The sequence below is a fragment of the Nosocomiicoccus sp. HMSC067E10 genome, assembly GCF_001810835.1.
Lineage (GTDB): Bacteria > Bacillota > Bacilli > Staphylococcales > Salinicoccaceae > Nosocomiicoccus > Nosocomiicoccus ampullae_A.
In genome coordinates, this window is record NZ_KV802759.1 from 61907 (window position 1) to 76836 (window position 14930).

Below are 14930 nucleotides of genomic sequence, written 5' to 3' on the forward strand. Positions count from 1 at the left end.
TTTTAATTACTTGTAAAAGAAAGGAAAAATAAATGGATAAATATTTAATACCAAAAGACATAAAATCACAAATTAAATTTGGATTATTTAACTTATCAGATATAGTTGTGATCGTTGCGGTACTTTTACTTTGGTATATATTAATGCAACAAACATCATTTGGAGTATTCATAAATGTGATGTTGTTTATAGGTCATGCAATTTTCGCATTATTTTTAATTATGAGAACTAAAGATAATCCAGATAGACCGAGAATATCAATTATGTTATCAGCATTATTAAATCAAGATGATACTAATTATCATTCAATTGACTATAACAAGTATAAGAAATTTAATGAAAATTAATTTTTTAGGAGGACAAAATGAATCAAACAGAATCAAGGTTAGTGCCAAGTAGAATACAAAGAATCGAACAAGATAAAATTGAACTTTCAAAAATAAAGATTCCAACTACATTCTTATCTGTTTCACCTTATAAAAGAATAGTAGATATGGAATCTAACACAATGAATGAAACAGTTATTCAAATGAGTAACGACACATACGTTCAAATTTATAAGTACAAGTCATACGATCTAAATTTATTAAATGTAGAAGAAAAAAGGATATTAATTCAACAATTCGCTAACTTTTTAAGAATTTATAGTGATGACATTAAGAATATTAGTTTAATGTTCCCTGTCAATACAACAGAACAACAACACTATTGGATGATGAAATATGAAAATGCAAAAACACAAATTCAAAAAGAACTCTCAGCTGAAAGATTACTAAGATTAAAAGCTATTCAAACGCATTTTAAAACTCAAACGCATTACTGTTATATCTTTTCTAATACTATTCAAGAAATGGAAGATAAAATGCGAAGTATACCACAATATCATTCATTAATAGATCCTAAACCATTAACACGAGAAGAAAAAGAACAATTATTATACAGACTTAATAATCAAGAACCAGAATAATATATAACATATAATATATATGTTATATATTATATTTTATATAATATAAAGGAGAAGCTTATGTTAAGTATATTTAATAAAAAAGAACCAAAGGCAGTTAAAAAGAAACCAGAGCATTATGCGTTAGATGGATATGATTTAGATTTTATTGCACGTATCCAGCCACAAGGTGGTATTAAGTTTAAAGAAAGATATGTAGAAAATGGAATTGGTTATCAAGGTTGCATCCTATTATATGATTTTCCAAATGACGTGACGGGTCATTGGTTAAATTCTATTATTAATATGGAGGGAACAATTGGAATTGTCGACTATGGTACAGAAGATAATACAGAAGTTATGACTACGCTGAATCGTTCTGTAAGAGAGCAACATTCACGTATTTTAGAATCGAAAAATGCGTTATCGAGAAATGAGTATCAAAATACTTATAGAAATCTTATGGATATTGGAGAGGCAATTAACCAATACGGAGAAGTCATAAAAAATATGAATATACGTCTTTATATCACAGGATCATCACAAGTGGATTTAGATAAAAAAGTATCAGATATTCGTAAGGAGCTACAGTCCAAAGGATTTAAAGGTCAAATGATGATGTTTGAATCTAAAGATAATTATTTAAGTATGGCATATAGCTTAACAGATCAGAAAAAAGAGTTGTCTTACTACAGAAAAGGTAAAGCGAACGTACCAGCCTCTACAGCAGGAGCAAGTTATTATATGAATCACACGGAACTTATGGATCCAAATGGTGCATATTTAGGAACAACAATGACAGATGGTACGGTATTGCTTGATATGTTTCAAGCCGATAGTAAACGTACGTACTATAACTCAATTATCTTCGGAGCAATGGGTAAAGGTAAATCTACGTTGATGAAGATGTTATTTGAAGATCAAAACGCACGTAGCCATATGATAAGAGGCTTTGATATTGCAGGTGACTTTAGAGAAGTTGTTAGATATAACGGAGGTAAAATGATCTCATTAAGTGGTAGTGGTGGAATTATTAATATGTTAGAAGTATTTGCGACAGTGACTACAGAAACAGAAGATGAACACCAAGAATTAGTTGTTGATGAAAAAGCATCATTTTCAGCTCATTTATCTAAGTTAAAAATGCAGTTAAAAATCTTAAACTCTGATTTAACAGAAACAGATTTAACAGACTATGCCAATTGGTTAAGAGAATTTTATATTGATTTTGGATTGCTACCAAATTCTCTTGATGAAGATTATAAAGTTACAGGATTAGAGCCGAAACAATATCCGATTTTAAGTGACTTACTATCATTTTTAGAAAGTAAAAATACAGATGGGTATTCGATTGAAAAAAATCGTACTTTGGAGAAAGTTATATCAACAATTAAAGAAATGGTAGAACAAAATGGTAATTTATTTAACGGACATACAACGATTCCAGATATTTTATATGAGCCAATTGTATTTTTTGATATTAAAGGTTTAATGGACTATGGATTACCAATTTTCCAGACACAAATTTATACAGCAATTTCTATGATTTGGTCACATGCACTATATCATGGACAACAAAGTAAGAAACAAATTGAGAATCCAGATATTGATAACGATACTGTACAGCGTTTCATGGTTTTCATTGACGAATGTCATAACATTATTAACGCTAATAATAGAGAAGTTGTACAGTTCACAAAAAACTTTATGAAAGAAATGCGTAAATATATGGCTGGTATTCAGTTGGCAACGCAGTCACCACAGGAATTACTGCCAGATGGTAATGAATTAATTGTAAATGACTTAAAACAAATTTTTGAGTTAACACAATATAAATTCTTATTAGGAATGGATCAGTCCACATTAGATAAATTAGAAGACGTGTTAGGCGATACAATCAAAGAATCTGAATATGAATTAATACCAAACTTAGAACGTGGACAAGCGATACTTTCAATTTGTGGAGATTCAATCGTATTTAACGCAATGCCGACACAAGAACAACTAGATCGCTTTGAAGGTGGATTATAAAAAACTAAATTATTATTCTACTACTAATGAAAGCCCGATTTTATGTACTTATAAAATCGGGCTTTTTTTAACGTGTAAAGGCATTGAAGAAACGCTAATGCGTTTCTTTGATTCGTTCGTTTTCACTCACTCTTATTTTTCGTGTTTCGATTGATATTTATTTACTTTGCATACTAGCATCTCTTCACTTATGTATTGCAAGTCCAAGCACTCCGTGTGCTAAAGCAGACTTGCAATACCGTTACGAGATGCTTTCACGTATGCGTAAATAAAATATCATCTACACACCCAAAATAATAAGAGTGGTAGAAAAAAGGAGCAATCAATAATGAATATTTTAAATCAAGAATTATATTTTCAACCCAATGAAGAAACTAGCGAACTAGAGTTATTTATTAATTGTGTAAGACTATCACAAGAATTTAAACAGGAATACCAATTATCAAAAGAGGAAACTAAAAGAAATGCTGAAAAGTTATTCAACTTTTTTAATGAAAAAGTGTATCAAGAGTATGGAGTGAAAATATTTGAAGATGACCCATATTTAGAAAGTGATAATGGTACAACATTTAATATGTTAGCAGGGAATTATTGGTTCGTATTTAATTAAGTAATAAGTAGGGGCATTAAGATGATCCTACTTTTCTAATCTCAATGAAAGCCCGATTTTATAAAATACATAAAATCGGGCTTTTTATTTTAAAAAGGCATTGAAGAAACGCTAATGCGTTTCTTTGATTCGTTCGTTTTCACTCACTCTTATTTTTCGTGTTTCGATTGATATTTATTTACTTTGCATACTAGCATCTCTTCACTTATGTATTGCAAGTCCAAGCACTCCGTGTGCTAAAGCAGACTTGCAATACCGTTACGAGATGCTTTGACGTATGCGTAAATAAAATATCATCTACACACTCAAAATATAAGAGTGGTAGAAAAAAGGAATGGTGTTTATGTTATTCAAAATTAAAATTAAAGAATTGGGTAACCGTTACTACGATTTAACAAAAAGAGATGAAAGAAAAGAATTGTATGATGCACTAGATAGCTTAGAAGATCCATTTAGCTATAGCGTAGTTGACTTAAAAACAGATGAAGATTGGGCAATTTTCGATAGTGATACAAATTTAGACGATGTTGTTGCAGTAATGACAGAGCTTAAAAAATTAACAGATAATCAATATGAAATCTTTATACAAGAAGTAAAACAACGCATTGAATCACCGATGGATGTAATTTTAAGAATAAAATAAATTTTATATAGAAAGTAGGAATTAAAATGATTAACAATGTAAGTTTAACAGGAAGAATTGTCAAAGAGATTAACGTATTTGAAAATGATAATAATAAGGTTGGTAGTTTTACATTAGCAGTACAACGTTCACATAAAAATAAGAATGATGAATTTGAATCAGATTTTATAAGAATTGTAGCGTTTAATAAAACTGCAGAAACAATTGAAAAATATACAACTAAAGGATCACTTATAGGCGTTGAGGGTAAAGTACAAACAAGCAATTATGAAAATAAAGAGGGTCAAAAAGTATACTCAACAGAAATTGTAGAAAATCGTATTATATTTTTAGAAACAAAAGAACAATTTGAACAACGAATTAAAAATAATAAAAAAGAATTTAAAAATGATGATACTAATGAAAATTCTTATCCAACTATAGAAGATAAAGATTTACCGTTTTAATTATCCAAAGCACTTATTTTAATAAGTGCTTTTTTTATTTAGGAGAGTGAATATGGCAAAAGAAAAAAGCTTTACAAGAAAGCAAATAGAAAAACGGATTAAAAATAAAATAGCTTTATGGGTAACAGGAACTTTAGGATTTACTGGTGGAGCAATTTTATTAGTAGCACTTTGTGTTTTACTCATAATTATGGCTTTTGTCCCAATTTTTGGTGCAATTAGTGCAGATGAGCAACAAAAAGCAGAAGCTTCTCAAACAGTAGTCGGAGCAAATTTGCCACAAGAAGTTTTACGTTATAAAGAAGATGTTTTAGCAGAAATGAAAACACAAGGATTAAAAGAGTTTCATATCGACATCTTACTTGCAATAATGGCACAAGAATCTGGTGGTAGAGTAACAGATGTATTTCAAGCATCTGAATCACTAGGTAAACCTCCGAACTCAATTGGAACAAGTGAATCAATTAAGCAAGGTGTTAAATATTATGGTGAACTTGTAAAAGCAGTTGGTATGACAGATAAATTTGATTTAGATAAAACTAAATTAATTTTACAATCATACAACTTTGGATCGGGGTTTATAGATTATGCAAAAAGAATGAATGATGGTAAGTATTCCAAACAACTTGCAAAAAATTTTTCTAACACACAAGCAAGTAATATGGGATGGAGTTCTTATGGTGACGTAAATTATGTAGATAACGTCATGAAATATTTAAACTCAGGTAATTCAAGCATAGATGAATTGACAGGTAATTTTAAAAAGCCAACCACAAGTAGCTACAGTAATCCATATTTATTTGGACAATGTACTTGGTATGTTGCAGGAAGAAGAGCAGAAATAGGAGCTAAAGTACCAAATAATTTAGGTGATGCATGGATGTGGGTTGGTAATGCAAAATCACAAGGTATTAAAGTAAATAATACACCTAAAGCAGGAACTGCAGTTGTTTGGCAAAGAAATCAATTTGGATCTGATAGTTATTATGGACACGTTGGCTTCGTAGAAGAAGTTAAGTCTAACGGAGATATTATTGTTTCTGAAATGAATGTTAAAGGTCTAAATGTTTTAAGTTATCGCACAATCCCAGCAAGCCAAGCAAACAATTTATCTTACATTTATTAGGAGGAGAAAAGATGAATAATAAAAAAGTTTTATTTTTTATAGTCGGGGTGGTTTTAATTTTTACAGTCCCATTCTTTTTATTAAATAAAAATATTAAAACTTTAGAAGAAGAAAATAAATTATTAAAAGATGAAATTAATTCTTTAGAAAAAGATAAACAAGATCACAAAAATAAAGTTGAAGTAGTTGAGGTAGAAAAAAATAATGATGAAAGTTCTGAAGAAGAAAATAATTCTCAAGAAGAAATTAATGATGATTCGGATAAAATATCAAATTTCTCTAATACATTCGTTGACTTGATGTTTAATAGATTAAATAAAGATGAAATAAATGAGTTAAAAAATTTAACAGAAGATGAAGCGACGAAGTATTTAGAAAGTAAAGGATATTTTAAGACGGTGGATGATAATTCTGATATTCCTCAAAGCACAGTCGAAGAAGTAAAAGTATATACACGAGATTTAAATGAGAATACAAAAGATGCTGTGATAGTTTACGGAACATCAATAGAAGATGATGATGTTATTAACTATGGTATCTATCATTTAGAACTTGAAATAAAAGATAACGGAGAAGTTGTTGCAACAAAAATGTATGGAGATAATCCTTTAATGAATCCAGATATAGAATTATTTTTTGGTAAGGAAGCTGTAGATCAATAAAAATTTTTCTACTACAGGAGGTTTATATATGAAAGAAATATTTATTGATTTAAAAAATGCCTATAAAAACAATATCGGTAAATTTTATGTTGCATTAATTTTTCTAATTATATTTTTATATTTATGTTTAATTCTTTTAAACACTTTTAAACCAGAAGAAGCAATTAGAAAAACAATAGATAGTGGAGAAAGAATTTCTTTTGAGGGGGAAGAATTAACTTATATCGAATCAATTTATTATCCGAATAAAAAAGAGTTAGAAGTTTTATTTGGAATTAATAGTGTGGGTTCATTATTTAGTGAAAAAAATTTAAAGGCAAAAGCACTTATTCAAAAAGATAGAACTAAAAATAAAGAAGTTATAGTAGAAAAAATTAATCCACAAATTATTTCTATGAAAATAAAAGATGTGCCAAAAGATTATTTACTTACAAGATTAACAATAGGATTTAAAAAAGTTGGAAGTGAAACTCAAAGAGAAAATGTAACTTACGTATCACATGAACAAGAATTACAAAAAGAACTAACCGAAAATGATTATTTAGACTATGCAATTAATTTTAGATCATCATTTGTTGAAACTGAAATTGATGTACTGAACGAAAAAATAAATCAGCTAGATGATGAAATAAAATCTAAAGAAGAAAATATTTCTGAATTAAAAAATACAGATAGCTTATTAACTGACGAAGAAAAAAGTAAGGTTGAATCACAAATTGAATTGTTTACAAAGCAAATTTCATTAATGGAAGACGAAAAACAGAAAACAAAAAATGAAATTGATGAAAGAGAACAACAATTAAATGAGTACAAAAGCGAGAAAAACTGAATAAAAGAGGGGGAAATCTAGTAATTATTTAAAGAGCATAAGGGACAATGATATCACTTTAATGTTTTAAAGTGATAGGTTGGCAGTGCCAACCATTGTCCTAATAAGGTTTAACAGATAGAGTATGCTGTACTCAAATATGATATCAATTTAAAGCATAATGAGTATTACTTACTCTATCTATTCTACTTATTAATTGTATATATACTCTAATACAGTATGCCGTACTCACTACATTTTGACTGACAAAGGAGAAGATAATGAAGTTTTTACTTAGATTACCTAAAGAATTACACAGCTATCTAGTTCAAGTTTCAAATACAAAAGAAGTTTCTATGAATGAATATATTATTAATCTAATTAAAGAAGATTTATCAAAAGAACAATTTTATTCAGAAAAGCTAGAACAAAAGAGATTATTAACAGACATAAATAATATATTAAATAAACAAAACCACGCAATAAATGAATTAAATAAATGGAATGAAATACATGCGAATATGCTTTATGAAATTTTAGGAGTTGAAAATTATAAAAATGAATAATGATTTAGTAAGACTAAATTTTAATTTAGAGAAAGATTTTTTAGAAAAAATGGATCTTCATATTTTAAAAAATAAATCTAAATATTTAAATAGAAAACAATTTTTAGAATTAGCTATAGAAAATATGATTGAAATGGATATGAAAAATTCTAAAGATATTGATGAAGAAATTAAAAAGTTAAAATCATTGCTAGAGCTTAACTTACAATTCACTTATTCAATTATGGATAGACAGGATTTAAAAATTGTTGATTTATATTATGGTGGAACTTTAAGTGCAATTAAAGGAAGAGAAGCCATTGATTATTATTATAGAAATAAAAAGATGAATGAAAATAAAAATCATAAAACTGTAACTGAAAATAATAAAGAAGAAGCAGAAGAAAAAGAAATTAATCCTCGATGGAGAATTACAGATTTATAGAAGATGACATATTGATTAAGACAGAAACAATTAATTTTGCAATCAACAAAGATTTTAAAAAAGAAATTGATGAACATATTATGGAAAATAAATATAAATACGAAAGTAGAACAGATTTTTTAAATGTTGCAATTAGAAATTTAATTCAAGAAGATAACGAAATAACCACAAAAGAAATTCTTTTAGATTTGTGTAAAGAAATTAGAGAGTTAAAAATTTTGGTAAATACATCTGGTAGAAATATTAATAGTATAAAAAGCAATTTAAATAAAAATAATAATTATCAGTATAGGAGGAATTAATTGAAAGCAGGAGTAATCTTAACTAGTGACTTTGTAATAGGAAATAATAAATCATTTGAAAATTATATTCGTTATATTGATCGTAAAGAAGCAAAGCAAAAAGAGTTCTTTGATGAATATGAACCTATTATTGATGAAAAATTTGAGAAGTATTTAGATTATATGAATCGTGAATCAGCTAAACATGAGGAAGTAAAAGATAAAAGTACAGGTTTATTTAATGAAAAAAGTGATCTTTTAACTAAAGAAGAACGTAGGGAAGTATATAAATCTTTTAGAGAAGCACAAAAAAATAATTCAGTATTATGGAGAGATGTTTATTCTTTTGATACAAGATGGTTAGAACAAAATGATTTATTGGTTTATAAAAATCTTAAAGAAGAAAAAATAAAAGATGCTGTAAGAAATTCTATGAATACATTCATTAAAGAAGAAAATTTAGAAAAAGATAATGTGATATGGACTGGAGAAATACATTACAACACAGACAATTACCATGTACACGTTGCAATTTCTGAAAAAGAAAATACACGAGAGATGATTACTTATAAAAGAAAAGATGAAAATAATAATTTTGTGGAAATGACTGAACCGAAAGGCAAAAGAAAAAATAAAACTAATTCTAGAATGAAGTCAGCATTTATTCACCATTTAGTAGAAAGAGAAAAAAGTTTAGAGCGAATCAATGAGTTAAGAATAACTTTAAATAAATCAATCCATATAGATGAAAGTACAATCGAACAAAGAAAAAGATTGAATAAAATTATTTCTCTACTACCAGAGAAACAAAATGAATGGTCATATAATCATCACAATATGAAACACCTTAAAGATGATATAGATGATTACACAGAACATTTTTTAAAAGATAACTTTATAAATGAATATAATGAATATCGACATTTACTATCAAGAGAAGAAAGATTTTATAAAGATGTTTATGGTGAGAACAGTAACAATAGTAACTACTCAAAAAACAAATATGACGAACTAAAATCAAGAATGGGGAATGAACTATTAAGAAATATTAAGAAGAATAAAGAACAGGTGGAAGAAAAATTAGGAATAGAATTAAATAAACCACCCAATATATCTAATAAAAGAAATAAAGAAAACTTGAAGAAAATATTTATTCATCACGTGCAGGAAAATAAGAATTACAGATCAAGAAACAAGCCAATATTTAGAATCGTAAGGTATAGAGGTACAGAATTTAAAGTAAAAGTAAATAGTCCATTAATAAGAAAACCAAGATTAATGAAACAATATGAATTAAGACGACTACAAAACTTATTTAATAATAGAAGAAGACAAAAAGAAGTCGAACACGAACATCAAAAACTTGAAGAACGTATTAGAAGTATAAAGGAACAAGAACTATAAATTAAATAATAAAAGATTAAGAGCAATATACATTTGTATATTGCTCTTTTTTTATTTAAAAGGAGATATACAAATGAAAAAAGATAATTTTAAAAATATGGACGAAAAATCAAGAATTGAAATAATGGAGGCACTAATTGAAGAATCAGAAAAAGATGGAAGTAATTTTTTAAAAAATAAATTAGAAAATGAAAGTACGATTAGCTTAGAAGAAAGTTTAAAAGATAATATTGTGGACTTTCTAATAAATAATGAAATGAATATTAGAGAAGTTGAGGAAGATGCTTCTAGGAGAAGTAAATTAGCAAAAGAGGCATATTCAAAAAGAAAAGAAGAATTCTTAGAATATACTATTTCAAATGAAAATATTATTGATGAACAAGGTTATTTAAAAGACCATATAGACGATAGAATTTTTGAAGAAGCACAAGATGAATTTGAAGTCAATAAATACGATAATATATTAGACGATTATAATGAGCTATCACTTTTAGCAAATGAACCAGATTATCAAGATACACCAAAAGCACCTGAATTTTTGAGAGAAGTTGAATTTGTAAATCAATTTGAAATGACAAATGATTTAGACCAAAGTTTATGGATTACCCCAAATAACCAACTTATATCTAGTTATGGAGAAAATGGTATTCGTTCAATAGACCATAGAGCGTTATTAGATTTTTACAATCTAGATCGTGAAGATATTGAAAGTTGGGATAAGATACATGAGATGGGTTATGTACGAATTGTACCAGAAACAGAATATGCATTAATTTATGAAAATCAACCACTTACTGATGAACAAATTGAAACTATTAAGAATTATGATTATCAAATGGAGTCATATGGAGTTTTAAAGGATGAAAACGAACTAAAAGAAGAAGCATACTATGATCTTCTAGATCAATACGCAGAAGATTACTTAATTAATAATAAAGATGATACAGCAAAATACATTACAGTTATTGGTGTTAAAGATAGTGAGATTGCTTTTACAAGTAATTTAAAAGAATTTGAAGATGAATACCATGAACAAGATGTGGATCATTATTTAATGCTCTACCACAACAAGAATGTATATTCAATAAAAGAAAAAGAACAGTATGAACAGGATATGCAAGATAATCCTTTGCCTAAAAAGTATGAAGCATTATTGAAGCAAACCCGTGTAGGTAGTCTTAGGCAATATGATTTAGAGGAACAGACAAAGATGAAAGAAAATACTTTGGAATAAATAAAGGAGATAAATTATGACAACAGTTATTGTTGCAGAAAAACCATCACAAGCCAAAGCATACGCAGAAGCATTTAGTATAAAAAATCGAACTAAAAGTTATATAGAACTAGATCGTTGTAGCACCTTTCCTGCTGGTGCTTTTTTAACTTGGGGAATTGGTCATTTAATACAATTAAAATATCCCAAAGAATATAAACAACCAATCAATACGTGGGATTTAAACAACTTACCTTTTCTACCAACATGCTTTGAATATAAAGTAGATTCAAAAAAATATGCTCAATATAATACGGTTAAAGAATTATGTATGAAAGCAGATACGATAATTAATGCGTGTGATGTAGATAGAGAGGGAAGCAATATTTTTTATTTAATACTTGAACATGCAGGTATTAGAAATAAAGAAATAAAAAGGCTATGGATTAATTAATTAGAAAAAGAAGAAATACAAAAAGGTTTTAATCAATTAAAAGATAATAGAAAAGATGTATTAATGTTTCAAGAAGCAAAAGCACGTATGTTAAGTGATTATCTAATTGGTATGAATTTAAGTCCCTTATATAGTATTAAATTATCTAAAATTGCTGATTTTAATACTATATTTGGTGTTGGTAGGGTGCAAACTCCAACCTTGTCCATGATCTATCATAGACAAATTGAAATTGAGAATTTCAAATCAGAACCATTCTTTGAAATACATGCAGATTGCAGTAAAGATTCACAACAATTCACAGCAAAAATGAAGTTGAAAGAAAAAGATAAAGCTGTTGCTGATAAAATTTTTGAAGATATAAAATTAAAAGACTATGCAACAGTAAAAGATATTAAACGTACTCAAAAACAAAAACAAGCACCAAAGCTACATTCTTTGAGTACCTTGCAAACGAAAGCAAACACGTTGTGGAGATATAGTCCTAAAGAAACTCTTGCGATTGTACAAAAGTTATATGAATTAAAATTGGTGAGTTATCCAAGAACAGATTGTCAGTATATTACGGAGCAAGAGTTTCAATATCTAGATCAAAATCTTGAGAGCTATCTCAATATGTTCAATATAAGTAGTGAATTAATTGATAACCGTTCTATGAGAAAGCGTTTTGTGAATAATTCAGCAGTTCAAGAACACTATGCAATTATATTAACGAAAACAGCTGATGTAGAAAAAGTAAATATGTTAAGTGATAAAGAACGTAATATATATGAAGAAATCTATAATACGACAATAGCTATGTTTCTAAAGGAGCATATATATGAAGAAACTGATGTAGAACTGATAATTGATGATCATTATTTCTATAGTAGAGGTAAAGTAGATAAACAATTAGGTTGGAAAGAATTATTCAATCAAAAAGAAAATACAGAAAGTATATTACCAGAAATGAATATAGGTGAAATGATTAAAGCAAAGCCATTTATATATGAGGGGATGACACAACCTCCATCACTATATACTGAGGGTCAATTAATTAACTTAATGAAAAATTGTGGCAAATTATTAGAAGATGAAGATACAGAAATACTAAAAGAGGTTGAGGGAATTGGTACAGAGGCAACTCGTGCAGATGTCATAGAAAAGATAAAACAACATGACTATATCACAACCAAGAAAAATAAAGTAATGCTAACAGATAAAGGTAGGTTGTTAGCGAAAAGTGTACAAGGTACTTTATTGTCCAGTCCAGAAATGACTGCAAAATGGGAAGCATCATTAAAAAAGATTAGTAGTGAAGAACAAACGCTAGATAATTTTATTAAAAATACGATTAAGTATATTCTTCATCAAATGAAGCAGATTGATAGTGACTTTAAGAAAAATCAGTTAGTGGATAATACGGGTCAATCAGTAGTCAAAATTGATGATCCAAATGTAATTGGTGATTGTCCTAAGTGTAAAGAATCAGTCGTTAAGAAGATAAAAGGTAAAAAAGGTGTGTTTTATGCTTGTCAAAATAAGAAATGCAAATTTGTAATTTTTAAAAATATCTTTGGTAAAAATATTTCTACTACTGTTGTTAAAGAATTGATAAATCATGGTCGAACAAAGCATAAAGTTAAAGGTTTTGTTTCCAAGAAAGGAAAGACCTATGATGCTTTTGTAAAATTAAATAATGAATACAAGGTAACGTTATTTTTTGATAATAAGGAGGGATAAATAATGAAATATCATGAGATGATAGAAGAACAGATGAAAAAACGTAGAAAACGTAAATCTATTATTACAACAATAATAGTTATGTTATTACCAGCATTATTCTTATTACTGTATCAACCATTTAATTTTTATTTAAAAGATCCACATGTCATTGAAAAAGCACAAGCAGTTGCACAAGAAAATTATAAAGAAAGTACAATTAAATCTAATGAAAAATGGCTTGAAAGTGTGTGGAATCAGACAGATAAAGATGAATATGGAGATTTAATAGAAACACAGGAAATGGCAGATAATAATTTAACGTATGATTGGTCACAAGTTAAGCTGATAGACAGTATTCCAACAGGAGCAACAGTAAATAAATTTTTATATCGTGGTCAATTGTTTATACCAGATATAAATATGAATTTACCAATTGTTGAGGGAGTGAGTAATGAAAACCTTTATACGGGTGCTTCTACTATGAAACCGAACATGAAGTTAGGACAAGATAATTATGCCGTTGCTGGTCACTTAATGCCAGATCCAAACACTTTATTCAGTCCATTAAAACGAGCAGAAAAAGGGATGCACATTTATGCGACCGATAAAGAAAAAGTATATATATATGAAATAGAAAAAATAGAATATGTAGATCCATCTCAAATTGGTTGGATAGATGATGTAGAAAATGAAACACTAATTACCTTAGTAACATGTGGCACGTTAGATGGAGCAAGTCGATTAATTGTTCAAGGTAGTTTTGTAAAAAGCCAGTCGATTGGAAGCTTTGAAAAAGATTTAACTGAAAACTATATCTATTAGAGAGAATTATGAAAAATTCTCTCTTTTTTTATGCGAATTTTTAAGTTTTTAAAAAACGGGTTTTTAAAACAGGGCTTAGAGCTTTAATAATAAAATTCGAGGGTTATACATCCTAAAAGGCATAAAAGCAGTCAGAATGCTTTATTTTAAATATTTTTCAAAAATGGAGGAAAACAATGGGATTATTTGATGAAAAAGGAAGATTAACTGATGAAGCAGTCGCATATGCGAAAAATGTACCGATTGTAGAGTATTTAGAAGAACAAGGATTTATGATGACACGACAAGGCAATAGTAAGTATTATAACCTTGATGATCACGATAGTTTTGTTGTGGATGCAGAACAAAATATGTATTTTTGGAACTCACGCCAACGTGGTGGGAATATTATTAATTTACTACAAGATGAAGAACTTTTTGGAATGAAATTTAGAGAAGCAGTCATTGAATTAAATTCAAAAAATAATCAAAGAATCCAAAGTGATCATGGTATGCATTGGAGAAATAAAAAAGAAAAAGAACCGTATGCTTTTCCAGTAGATAATATGGTGAAAGATTCGTCTAGAGTAAGAGAATATTTAATTAATGATAGGAAATTAAATCCAGACATTGTAAATACATTGATGAGTAAAGGATTTATCCGACAAGATGAGAGAAATAATGCCGTCTATACTTGGGTGAATAATGGAGAAATTGTTGGCCATAATTCAGAGGGGAGTTATAAGAAAAAAGATGGTGGAAGATATAAGCATATAGCAAGTGGTGCAAATCAAAAATTTGGTTTCTCATT

18 protein-coding genes are annotated in these 14930 nt (G+C 28.1%); all 18 read left to right on the top strand.

Going from position 1 to position 14930, the window contains the following annotated elements:
- The first annotated feature begins 32 nt into the window (after positions 1–32).
- Positions 33–347, top strand: a complete 315-nt coding sequence (locus HMPREF2767_RS02960; RefSeq protein ID WP_070457060.1) for a DUF5592 family protein — start codon at positions 33–35, stop codon at positions 345–347.
- A 17-nt stretch (positions 348–364) separates the two neighbouring features.
- Positions 365–967, top strand: a complete 603-nt coding sequence (locus HMPREF2767_RS02965) for a hypothetical protein (protein ID WP_070622575.1) — start codon at positions 365–367, stop codon at positions 965–967.
- A gap of 60 nt (positions 968–1027) precedes the next feature.
- Entirely contained in the window at positions 1028–2977 is a 1950-nt protein-coding gene (locus tag HMPREF2767_RS02970) for a VirB4 family type IV secretion system protein (protein ID WP_070622576.1), read from the top strand.
- 328 nt (positions 2978–3305) lie between these two features.
- Positions 3306–3587: a hypothetical protein gene (locus tag HMPREF2767_RS02975; RefSeq protein WP_070622577.1), complete on the top strand. Its 282-nt coding sequence runs from the start codon at positions 3306–3308 to the stop codon at positions 3585–3587.
- Positions 3588–3930: 343 nt separating this feature from the next.
- The gene (locus HMPREF2767_RS02980) at positions 3931–4230 is read left to right on the top strand and encodes a hypothetical protein (RefSeq protein WP_070622578.1); all 300 of its coding nucleotides are present in this window, start codon (positions 3931–3933) and stop codon (positions 4228–4230) included.
- A gap of 26 nt (positions 4231–4256) precedes the next feature.
- Positions 4257–4676 carry a single-stranded DNA-binding protein gene (locus HMPREF2767_RS02985; RefSeq protein ID WP_070622579.1) on the top strand — a complete coding sequence of 140 codons (420 nt, stop codon included), beginning with the start codon at positions 4257–4259 and terminating at the stop codon, positions 4674–4676.
- A gap of 52 nt (positions 4677–4728) precedes the next feature.
- Positions 4729–5802: a lysozyme family protein gene (locus HMPREF2767_RS02990; protein WP_070622580.1), complete on the top strand. Its 1074-nt coding sequence runs from the start codon at positions 4729–4731 to the stop codon at positions 5800–5802.
- Between the two features lie 11 nt (positions 5803–5813).
- Positions 5814–6464, top strand: coding sequence for a hypothetical protein (locus HMPREF2767_RS02995; RefSeq protein WP_070622581.1), 651 nt, complete (start codon positions 5814–5816; stop codon positions 6462–6464).
- 28 nt (positions 6465–6492) lie between these two features.
- Complete coding sequence (locus HMPREF2767_RS03000) at positions 6493–7293, top strand: coiled-coil domain-containing protein (RefSeq protein WP_070622582.1); 801 nt, start codon at positions 6493–6495, stop codon at positions 7291–7293.
- Between the two features lie 260 nt (positions 7294–7553).
- Complete coding sequence (locus HMPREF2767_RS03005; protein WP_070622583.1) at positions 7554–7838, top strand: toxin-antitoxin system HicB family antitoxin; 285 nt, start codon at positions 7554–7556, stop codon at positions 7836–7838.
- Positions 7831–8262: a hypothetical protein gene (locus tag HMPREF2767_RS03010; protein WP_070622584.1), complete on the top strand. Its 432-nt coding sequence runs from the start codon at positions 7831–7833 to the stop codon at positions 8260–8262. The genes HMPREF2767_RS03005 and HMPREF2767_RS03010 overlap by 8 nt, the downstream gene beginning before the upstream one ends.
- 11 nt (positions 8263–8273) lie before the next feature.
- Positions 8274–8564 carry a ribbon-helix-helix domain-containing protein gene (locus tag HMPREF2767_RS03015; protein WP_148128992.1) on the top strand — a complete coding sequence of 97 codons (291 nt, stop codon included), beginning with the start codon at positions 8274–8276 and terminating at the stop codon, positions 8562–8564.
- The gene (gene mobP2, locus HMPREF2767_RS03020) at positions 8565–9947 is read left to right on the top strand and encodes a MobP2 family relaxase (protein ID WP_070622586.1); all 1383 of its coding nucleotides are present in this window, start codon (positions 8565–8567) and stop codon (positions 9945–9947) included.
- 73 nt (positions 9948–10020) lie between these two features.
- Positions 10021–11181 carry a hypothetical protein gene (locus tag HMPREF2767_RS03025; protein ID WP_070622587.1) on the top strand — a complete coding sequence of 387 codons (1161 nt, stop codon included), beginning with the start codon at positions 10021–10023 and terminating at the stop codon, positions 11179–11181.
- A 16-nt stretch (positions 11182–11197) separates the two neighbouring features.
- Complete coding sequence (locus HMPREF2767_RS08565; RefSeq protein ID WP_083302036.1) at positions 11198–11614, top strand: toprim domain-containing protein; 417 nt, start codon at positions 11198–11200, stop codon at positions 11612–11614.
- 63 nt (positions 11615–11677) lie between these two features.
- Positions 11678–13336: a type IA DNA topoisomerase gene (locus HMPREF2767_RS03030; RefSeq protein WP_083302037.1), complete on the top strand. Its 1659-nt coding sequence runs from the start codon at positions 11678–11680 to the stop codon at positions 13334–13336.
- Between the two features lie 3 nt (positions 13337–13339).
- Positions 13340–14140, top strand: coding sequence for a class A sortase (locus tag HMPREF2767_RS03035; RefSeq protein WP_070622588.1), 801 nt, complete (start codon positions 13340–13342; stop codon positions 14138–14140).
- A 176-nt stretch (positions 14141–14316) separates the two neighbouring features.
- Positions 14317–14930: DUF3991 domain-containing protein (locus tag HMPREF2767_RS03040; RefSeq protein ID WP_148128993.1), on the top strand; the 614-nt coding region annotated here is incomplete at its 3' end.

What these genes read in the sequence shown, in the direction of transcription:
- HMPREF2767_RS02960 (WP_070457060.1), top strand. Translation starts at nt 33, where the DNA reads ATGGATAAATATTTAATACCAAAAGACATAAAATCACAAATTAAATTT.
- HMPREF2767_RS02965 (WP_070622575.1), top strand. Translation starts at nt 365, where the DNA reads ATGAATCAAACAGAATCAAGGTTAGTGCCAAGTAGAATACAAAGAATC.
- HMPREF2767_RS02970 (WP_070622576.1), top strand. Translation starts at nt 1,028, where the DNA reads ATGTTAAGTATATTTAATAAAAAAGAACCAAAGGCAGTTAAAAAGAAA.
- HMPREF2767_RS02975 (WP_070622577.1), top strand. Translation starts at nt 3,306, where the DNA reads ATGAATATTTTAAATCAAGAATTATATTTTCAACCCAATGAAGAAACT.
- HMPREF2767_RS02980 (WP_070622578.1), top strand. Translation starts at nt 3,931, where the DNA reads ATGTTATTCAAAATTAAAATTAAAGAATTGGGTAACCGTTACTACGAT.
- HMPREF2767_RS02985 (WP_070622579.1), top strand. Translation starts at nt 4,257, where the DNA reads ATGATTAACAATGTAAGTTTAACAGGAAGAATTGTCAAAGAGATTAAC.
- HMPREF2767_RS02990 (WP_070622580.1), top strand. Translation starts at nt 4,729, where the DNA reads ATGGCAAAAGAAAAAAGCTTTACAAGAAAGCAAATAGAAAAACGGATT.
- HMPREF2767_RS02995 (WP_070622581.1), top strand. Translation starts at nt 5,814, where the DNA reads ATGAATAATAAAAAAGTTTTATTTTTTATAGTCGGGGTGGTTTTAATT.
- HMPREF2767_RS03000 (WP_070622582.1), top strand. Translation starts at nt 6,493, where the DNA reads ATGAAAGAAATATTTATTGATTTAAAAAATGCCTATAAAAACAATATC.
- HMPREF2767_RS03005 (WP_070622583.1), top strand. Translation starts at nt 7,554, where the DNA reads ATGAAGTTTTTACTTAGATTACCTAAAGAATTACACAGCTATCTAGTT.
- HMPREF2767_RS03010 (WP_070622584.1), top strand. Translation starts at nt 7,831, where the DNA reads ATGAATAATGATTTAGTAAGACTAAATTTTAATTTAGAGAAAGATTTT.
- HMPREF2767_RS03025 (WP_070622587.1), top strand. Translation starts at nt 10,021, where the DNA reads ATGAAAAAAGATAATTTTAAAAATATGGACGAAAAATCAAGAATTGAA.
- HMPREF2767_RS08565 (WP_083302036.1), top strand. Translation starts at nt 11,198, where the DNA reads ATGACAACAGTTATTGTTGCAGAAAAACCATCACAAGCCAAAGCATAC.
- HMPREF2767_RS03030 (WP_083302037.1), top strand. Translation starts at nt 11,678, where the DNA reads ATGTTTCAAGAAGCAAAAGCACGTATGTTAAGTGATTATCTAATTGGT.
- HMPREF2767_RS03035 (WP_070622588.1), top strand. Translation starts at nt 13,340, where the DNA reads ATGAAATATCATGAGATGATAGAAGAACAGATGAAAAAACGTAGAAAA.